Origin of the sequence: Protofrankia sp. Cr1 (assembly GCF_963555865.1) — a bacterium.
Lineage (GTDB): Bacteria > Actinomycetota > Actinomycetes > Frankiales > Frankiaceae > Protofrankia.
In genome coordinates this window covers 9,135-13,802 of sequence record NZ_CAUVXO010000042.1, presented here as the reverse complement: position 1 = coordinate 13,802, position 4,668 = coordinate 9,135, and the positions used below count along the sequence as shown (strand labels likewise).

At 68.5% G+C, this 4,668-nt stretch carries 3 protein-coding genes and 1 pseudogene; 3 read left to right on the top strand and 1 reads right to left on the bottom strand.

Translation table 11 applies throughout. The features are described 5' to 3' along the window. Both U9980_RS06385 and U9980_RS06380 read left to right on the top strand, forming a co-directional pair. Positions 1–992, top strand: a pseudogene (locus U9980_RS06385) (hypothetical protein); the annotation flags it as partial. Further along, positions 992–2,761: a hypothetical protein gene (locus U9980_RS06380; RefSeq protein WP_322767084.1), complete on the top strand. Its 1,770-nt coding sequence runs from the start codon at positions 992–994 to the stop codon at positions 2,759–2,761. The pseudogene U9980_RS06385 and the gene U9980_RS06380, both read left to right, overlap by 1 nt. 74 nt (positions 2,762–2,835) lie before the next feature. Here the strand turns inward: U9980_RS06380 and U9980_RS06375 are convergent, their stop codons facing one another. Then, positions 2,836–3,627, bottom strand: a complete 792-nt coding sequence (locus U9980_RS06375) for an AfsR/SARP family transcriptional regulator (protein ID WP_322767083.1) — start codon at positions 3,625–3,627, stop codon at positions 2,836–2,838. A gap of 386 nt (positions 3,628–4,013) precedes the next feature. On the opposite strand from U9980_RS06375, the gene U9980_RS06370 reads away from it, so the two are divergent. Then, positions 4,014–4,668, top strand: a 655-nt coding sequence (locus U9980_RS06370; RefSeq protein WP_322767082.1) for a helix-turn-helix domain-containing protein, incomplete at its 3' end; no start/stop codon positions are given.

The following is a 4,668-nucleotide window of genomic DNA, read 5'->3' as shown; positions in this document are numbered from 1 at the left end:
CGCTCGCACCGTACGGTGTCCCGCTCGCGCCCTTCGCCGGACGTCCGCTCGACGTGTCCTGGACCGGGCTCGCCTGGCAGGCCGCTGCGACGAAGGCTGCGGCGGCGCAGGCCATCGCCGCACAACTGGCGGCGCTGCCGGCCGATACGCCCGCGCCGCTCGTGCTCGACAAGGCGCAGGAGGTCGTGGGCGCGCTCTTCGGCGATGGATTCCTCGTGGTTCCGCTGCTCGCGCCGGGCGCTTCAGCCGCGACCGATCCGTTCGTGCGGGCAGCCACCGAGCCGGCTTTCGTGCAGCCGAAGGCCAGCGAGGTGCGCAGGTTCGTCCGCGACGCGGGCACGGTGCGCCAGCAGGTCACGCGACTGTCCGAGTCGCTGATGCTGTGCGGGGCACTCGGCAACGCGCGTGCCGTGTCGGTCGTGCAATTGGCGGAGCGGGTGCCGGACGACCCGAATGTCGGGCCCCTGCCGGATCACCCAGCCGTCGGCACCGACCAATGGCTTGCCGGCGCATTGTCGCCTACTCGTCCGTGGCCCAAGAACGGCGCAGTCCACGCGGTGCTGGACGCGGTCGGCGACGTGACCGAGGCAGCGTCGTTGGCGGGTCTGGTGATTGACGCGTGGGTCGAGGACGTGCCGTACCAGGTGTCGCCCGATGCCAACCCGGACGATCCGCGTCCGAACAAGGCACGCACCGGTCTTGCGGTGCGCAGCAACTCGGCCTCGTCGAGGCCTCCACAGACACTGCTGTGCGCGATCTCGCCGGACGGCGAGCGATGGACGACCGACGCGATAAGAGCTGTCGTCGAGCAGACGGTGGACCTCGCGCGCGTCCGCATGGTCACGCTGGAACGGCTGTACGGACAAGGCACCGTGCTTCCCGCTATCTACACCCGGACCACGTCGCTGCAGGGCGAGAAGGTGCCCGACTTCGCGTTGCTCGCGTCGTCGAAGCTCACGACCATTCCGTTCGTGAAGGAGCTGAAGCGGTGATGTCCTTCTCGTTCGATCTTTTCGCGAGCAAGATCGCAGCCGAGAGCCTCTCGCTGATCTTCTTCGACCCTCCGGGCCTGACCCGACTCGAACCGCAATCGGTTTCCGGCGATCCGCAGCACGGAGCGCACGCGGTCGTGGCCGACCCGCTGTGGCTTCTCGGCCGGCAGTGGCAGCTGGGGGAGTTGCTTGGCGAGGACACCGGATCGCCGGTCTCGGTGCGAGTGCAGCGACGTGCCCTGCCGATCACGGCGTGGGCACCTGCTGGACGCATGGACGGCACCGACAGTGAAGTGGCCCAACCGAAGTGGCGGCCGTGGCCGGCCGGCGCGATCCTCGATGAGCTCGTCGAACACACGCCACGTGCCGGCGCCGAGGACGGATTGCGATGGCGGGCCGAATCGGGCGCACAGCTCGCCGAGATGCTTCGGGAGGCCGGCCACGCCGATGCCGCCGGCGCACTGCTCGCCGCGCATCCGCTCACGCTGGCGGCCGACCCGTCCGATCCGACCGGGCGGCTTGATCCGTCTGCCGAACTGATCTTCAATGCGCTGTCGGGGGCAGTGCCGGACGGAGGCGCCGCACGGGATGCGCTCGGTTCCGGGCAACCCGCCTGGGTGAGTGGATCCGCCGATCCCGCCGGGGCACAGGCCGTCGCCGACGAATGGCTTGCGTGGGTGCTGGGATCACCGGACGCAGGCGGCGCATGGACGACCACCCGGCTGGAACATCGCTTCTGGCTGCGGTTCGGTCACGGCGACGTCGTCGTCGTGCTGCGGGCGGTGGCTTTCGGGCAGGGTTCGGCCCGCTGGCACCACTTCGAATGGATGCCGGACACCGCGGTCGCGCTCGATGGCGACGCGAACCTGCCCCGGGTCGAACCGGTCAGCGACGTCATGCTCGCAACGCCGCTGCGTTACCCCGCTCAACCCGCCGACCGGTACTGGCAGCTCGAGGATTCGTCGGTCGACGTCGGTGCGATCGAAGCGCAACCGCACGACCTCGCGCGGCTGTGTCTCGCCGAGTACGCGCTCGTGAGCGGCGACGACTGGCTCGTCGTTCCCGTCGACGGCAAGCTCGGCGCGATCAACCAGATCCTGAAGGTGACCGTGACGACCACGTTCGGCGAGGAACTCGACGTGCCCGAGGCGGCAGCCGAGCGCCGCGAACGCGGCTTCCGCATGTTCGAGGTCACGGCTGCGTCCGGTGACGCACTGGGTGGCGTCGTGTTCCCGCCCGTTGCGGCCAAACCGCTCGTTGGCGATCCGGTCGAGGAGGTTGCGTTCCTGCGGGACGAGACGGCGAACATGGGTTGGGCGGTCGAACGCGTCGTGCCCGGCCGCAGTGGCGATCCGCGAACCCGTTCGGCCGAGCCTCGTCCCGCCCGTCCGGTTGCGCCGGACGGAGTCGACCCGACGGACGTGATGTACGAGTTCCAGGTGCCGGTCCCGCGGCACTGGATTCCCCTCGTGCCGGTGCAGACCGAACCGGGCGCCGTGGGCCTGCGCAAGGGCGCGATGCTCGACGAGAACCAGCAGCCCGTGCTCGCGCGCAGCCTGCTCATGCAACCCACGCCGTTGACCTTGCCGAACGAGGAGGTCCCGCGCGAGGGCATCACGGTGCGTGCAGTTCCGGTGCTCGCACGCAGGCCGGACGGAAGTTACGCCCGATGGACCGGTCATCGCATCCAGACCGGACGAGGGGAAGGCAGCAGTGGCCACGCGAGCGACGAGGCTCGTCCGGCGCGACGACCACTCGACGACGCCTGAGGGGCCCGACGCGGGAGGGGCCCGACGCGGGAGGGACCGATGGTTGAGTCGCCGGTGCCTGAACCCGGCGCAGGTCAGCTGCCGGGTCGGGACGACCGTCCGGTCCCGAAGCGCACTACGTCGGCGGTCTCGCCGCTAACGAGACGCTCGAGCGACCTCGACGGAGCGATGCCGAGCCGATTCAGCAGAACCGAGCGGTACAGCTCGAACTGACGTCGCGCCTCGCTCACGTTGCCCTCGCGAAGGTGGGCCTCGATGAGCACCCGCTGGCCGGTTTCGCGCAGCGGGTCAGCTGCGACCGCGTACATCGCCGCGTCGATGGCTTCACCGTGTCGGCCCGCTGCCGACAACCGACGACACAGGGCCTCGAGCGCGTGCAGGCTCAGTTGCCGCACCCGCTCGCGCTCGAACAGGAGCCATTCTTCGTCCCAGCCGGGAAGAAGTTCGCTGACGAGCACCGGGCACGGCCAGTCGATCGCGGCATGTCCATCGTGCATGAGGGAATGCGCGCTGCGGCGAAGATCCTCGATGTCGACGTTCACGTCGGCCACGAGCGTGATCGTGTTGCCGACGGTCTCGATGACCTCGCCGAAATCCGACCGTGCCCGCCAGAGCGCACTGCGCAGGTTGGCCGACGTCCGCTTGGGCGAGGCATCGGCCCACAGCACCGCCGACATCTCCGATCTGGTCAGCGGACGGGCCTCCACTGCCAGCAGGGCGAGCACGCGCGCGACATTCGTCTGTACGCGAATCGGCACGTCGGCGACGCGAACCTCGAAACGTCCCAGGACGCAGATGCTGACCGATCGCGCCAACTGCGCCGACGGTGGCACGCTGACGAGGCATGGATGGTTGTCGATCGTCATGCTTCCCCCTTGCCGCAGGCGTAGCCCACATGCACATGACAGCCGTCAGCGTCCCACAAGGACTGGATATTGTCAGTGTCGAACGGCAATGCCACGATCAGCAAGCATCGACCGCGGGGGAGACGAGAGATCATGGCCCGATTCGTGGGCTACTGGGCCCTCGATAGTGGCAGAGTTTCGTATTCAGCTGTCGCGTATCCGCGGCTTCTCGGCCACTGATCGTTTTCATGTCGAGACTGGCCACGACTTTAGGTCATGCGAGCTCACCGACCGGGTCGAAACCGAGCCTGTCGCGGTAGAAGAGGAACGAGGTCTGCCAAGCCCCCTCTGCAGGGTCGGAGGGCAAGACGCTTGAGTTCAAGCGCGATCTATCCTCACCGGCCGGCGTGGTCAAGAGTGTTGTGGCGTTCGCGAACACCTCCGGTGGGGTGCTGGTCATCGGCGTCGACGATGGCAGCCGGCATGTCCGCGGTGTACCCGAGCCGTTGGATCTGGAGGAGCGGCTGGCGAACGTGACCAGCGATCAGATCGCCCCGCGCCTGGTACCCGAGATCGAGATCATCCCCTGGCGCGGCACCCATGTCGTGGCGGTTGAGGTGTTCCCGAGTCCCACCCGGCCGCACTACCTCGCCAGCACGGGTCTCGACGCCGGGGTCTATGTGCGGGTCGGTTCCACCAACCGTCGCGCCGATCCCGATCCCGATCTCGTCGAGGAGCTACGGCGCTACGCGCGCGGCGAGGCCTACGACGAGCAGCCGTTGCCGGAACTGGACTCGGAAGCGGTGGACTTCCGAGCCGCTTCCGAGTTGTTCGCGCCGGTCCGGAAGCTGCGCCGGGCTGACCTGGACACGCTGCGGCTGCTCACGGTCCACCAAGGACGCACCGTCCCGACCGTCGGCGGGGTTCTGCTGTTCGGGCACGACAGGGCGCGACTATTTCCTGACGCCTGGATTCAAGCCGGGCGTTTCGCCGGCACCAACAAGAGCCGACTTCTGGACCAGACCGAGATCCGGTCACACCTGCCCCAGGCGACCGAAGATG

What these genes read in the sequence shown, in the direction of transcription:
- U9980_RS06380 (WP_322767084.1), top strand. Translation starts at nt 992, where the DNA reads ATGTCCTTCTCGTTCGATCTTTTCGCGAGCAAGATCGCAGCCGAGAGC.
- U9980_RS06375 (WP_322767083.1), bottom strand. Translation starts at nt 3,627, where the DNA reads ATGACGATCGACAACCATCCATGCCTCGTCAGCGTGCCACCGTCGGCG.